General features: G+C 54.4%; 3 protein-coding genes. All 3 read left to right on the top strand.

The window, feature by feature from the left end:
- Positions 1–1,385, top strand: a 1,385-nt coding sequence (locus F2P45_RS33830; protein WP_223164899.1) for a PAAR domain-containing protein, incomplete at its 5' end; no start/stop codon positions are given.
- 89 nt (positions 1,386–1,474) lie between these two features.
- Complete coding sequence (locus tag F2P45_RS33835; RefSeq protein ID WP_166882594.1) at positions 1,475–1,855, top strand: hypothetical protein; 381 nt, start codon at positions 1,475–1,477, stop codon at positions 1,853–1,855.
- A 382-nt stretch (positions 1,856–2,237) separates the two neighbouring features.
- A complete protein-coding gene (locus F2P45_RS33840; protein WP_267877392.1) occupies positions 2,238–3,242 on the top strand; it encodes a type VI secretion system Vgr family protein in 1,005 nt (334 codons plus the stop codon).
- Positions 3,243–3,334 lie beyond the last annotated feature (92 nt).

The raw sequence follows: 3,334 nt of genomic DNA on the forward strand, positions 1-3,334 counted from the left end.
CCAGGGTCAGCGACAAGATCGTGTGCAGGGCCTATATCACAGACGGCTCGGCGAACGTGTTCATTGGCGGTGCCGCTGTCCAGACCAATTCGTTCATGCCGGAGGGCATTTTCGAAGAAGTGGTCGAGCTGGTCGAGAATGGTGCGACGCTTGTTCTGGGCGCGGGCGAAATTGTCGTTGGAGGACTTTACAATTCTGCGGTGAGGATTGGCGCGGGCTTGGCATCGATCCCGTACATGCTTGACTCCGTGGACGCGGCAGTCGGCGTGCAAAAAGAGATCGCTGAAGGGTTGAACTATAATTTCAGAAGCGACGGCGCAAAGCAAATCGGCGAGGCGCTCAAGCCGGTCGGTGCTTACGTGCAAGAAAAGATCACTGCGACGAGGGATTTTTCGGAAGAGCACATCGGGCTTGGGGCGACGGCGATTGTTTTTGGGGGTGTTGAGGCCGGAGTGGAAATCGTCGGCGTTGTGACTGGCGGTAAGGTGCTCAAGTCGTTTATTGACGTGCCGAACGCGGCTTCTTTAGCGGATGCCCAAGCGGCTGCGCTTCTGAAGGTGACCAAGGAAGCGCATGTCATTTATGCTAAGGAGATACCGCTAGCCACTAGATTGACCCAGGAGATTGCTGGCCCGGATGCAATTGTGAGTGCACGGGCAAAGGAGGCTGGCTCGGCAGCCAACCGGCTTCAACGCGCGCTCGACAATAAGTGGGCTTCAGAAATATCGACAGCAGAAGCTGCGATCGATAACCTGTGGGACGCAGTAGGCACCCGTGCAGTGCTCAAGAACCCGACACCGAAAAATATGGACACGCTCGTCGACAATCTTGATGCCGCAATCCGTAACGGCGATTTGGAAGTGCCGCGCGTTAATAGCCTGGTTGGTAAGGATGGCATTCCGTACTTGACGACAGGCCACCTTGCCCAGTTGAAGGATGCGGCAGAGAGTGTCGGGAAAAAGATAGATACAAAGATGGTCGAATATGATTCAGGCTATACCGCAGGCATGGTGTATGTGAAGTATCCGTCCGGGGTGCGTGGAGAAATTCAGTTGATGGGGCCTAAGGTGCTAGCGGTCGCAGACGCTGAGCACATTCCGTATGATGCCTTCCTGAATAAACCATACGCTGGCGGATTTACCCCTGATACGTTGCCACAGGCTTCATTGATTCTCGACCCCTTGCGAGATTCTGCAAAAAACTTATCAAAAGCCGAACAGCAAATTTATCGTGATTATCTTAAGGACCACTATACCAACGCCAGGATGGTCGAAAGTGGGCAGACTCCATCTCCGGTAACGTTGCCACGCGAAGTTCCCGATAATTTAGCAGTCGAGAACTTGATTAAGGCGAATCAGGAGCTTAAGATTTTGAAACAACGGTGACCGTCTTATCGACTTCCCGCTGGCGACAAGTATTTTTTGCGAAAACAGTCGCCGATCCGTTTTATGATATTTAAAAATTGGAACAAAATATGTCCAAAAAAATCTACTTTGGTGAAAATGAATTACGCCAAGCCATCGCGCTGATACGAAGGCGGGTGGCCGAGGCCTCGTCTTTTGACGAGGTGCTGCCGCTTACTGTCGATGCAAGTTATACGCATGAAGACTACGGCGACATCGTCGCTACCCTCACGATGCAACCTTATGCCAGCAAGCATCGCCCAGAGGCATGCTACCTGATCGAAATGAAAGTAAAAATGCCGCATTGCAAGGTCTCGAGCATTCTCACTATTAACCCCAAAGACAAGATCGAAGGTTGGTTTGACGAGATTGAAGGTAGTAATGGTAGCCTTGCGTTCTTAGCTGATATTTATCAATTGGAAGAGGAAAGCGACGGACCTCGTTTATTGTAGATGGCAGACTAAGCATGTCGGTAGTGGTGCGTGGCGGCAGGGGTTCAAATCCCGTCTTGGTTTTCAAGCCTGAGTCGCGATGACTGCGCTCTTTTCGATCCTGCCGGTTAGAAGGAGTGCAACTTTTTAGGATTTGCCCGTCTCCTCAACTTCGTCTATACAGCCGAAGGTGGAAGGCGCAGGTCGTCCGACTGTCAGCTCGGCGCGCATGCTGCACATTTATGTCGCCCAGTAATGGGTAGGGTCAATGCCAACATTCTTATTCAGCCTCGTCAGTATTGCCGTAACCAGTGCAAATCGATGATGCTGCAAGGTCTGCGGTAGCTGCGCCGAATTTGCCGACGACACGCGCCTGCTGCGCCTTTACTCGCCCATCAAAGGCTTGCTGATCGAGTCGATGAGCGGCACGACGACGATTTCGGACCAGTACATCTTCAACCTGAGCCTGATCTCGAAAGACGGTTCCATCGAACTCAAGACGCTGATGGGCAAGAACGTCAGCGTCGGCGTGCAGATGGCCGACGGCAGCGAAAGCTACATCAACGGTTACGTCAATTCCTTCGGCTTCAGCCATTCGGATGGCGGCTTCGCCTTCTACCACGCCGAAATCGTGCCGTGGCTGACCTACCTGAAGCGGCGCGTCAACTCGCGCATCTTCCAGGACCTGAACGTGCTCGGCGTGCTCGACAAGATCTACAAGGGCGACCACGGCGGCCTGGCGACCTACGAGTTCCGCACCAGCAAGAGCTACCCGCCGGAAAACTACATCGTCCAGTACGATGAGACCGACGAGCACTTCACGTGCCGCCTGATGGAAAAGTACGGCCTGTTCTATTACTTCGAGCACAGCGCCGGCAGCCACATCATGGTCATCAGCGACGATTCCTGCAACGCGGGCTTTTGCCCGCCGCAGAAAGGGCACGCGACAGTCAAGTTCAACGGCGGTAACCGGGTTCACAAGGAAGATGCCGTGACGGCGTTCACGGCCGAGCGCATGGTGCAGTCGACCAAGATGGCCTTGAACACCTTCAACTTCAAGGAACCGAACACGATCCAGCTGGTCGAGCAGCCCACCGTGGCCGAGCAGGGCGACGTGCCGAAGATGGAAGTGTACGACGGCAATCCGGCGTTCTTCTACAAGAACAAGGGCGAAGGCAAGGCCGAAGCCAAGCAGCGCCTGGAAGTGCTGGAATGGCAGGCCAAGATTTTCACCGGCACGTCGGATTGCCGCGGCTTTGCCTCGGGTCACACCTTCAAGCTGACGGAACACCACTGGTTCGAGCAGGGCGGGGGCGACAACGACTTCCTTGTGCTGTCGGTGCAGTACAGCGCGCGCAACAACTATTTTGAACGTAAGCGATCCATGAACCTCAGGCTTGCCCGCTAATCCACCAGACGGCATGATGCTGACATCGAGGCGAAGGCAGGTTGAATGAGTTGGAGGTGCTTAGCGGCGCTTTGCCGGCTTCGGGATGGGAG

Origin of the sequence: Massilia mucilaginosa, assembly GCF_011682145.1 — a bacterium.
In the GTDB taxonomy this organism is placed as follows: domain Bacteria; phylum Pseudomonadota; class Gammaproteobacteria; order Burkholderiales; family Burkholderiaceae_D; genus Telluria_A; species Telluria_A mucilaginosa.

What these genes read in the sequence shown, in the direction of transcription:
- F2P45_RS33835 (WP_166882594.1), top strand. Translation starts at nt 1,475, where the DNA reads ATGTCCAAAAAAATCTACTTTGGTGAAAATGAATTACGCCAAGCCATC.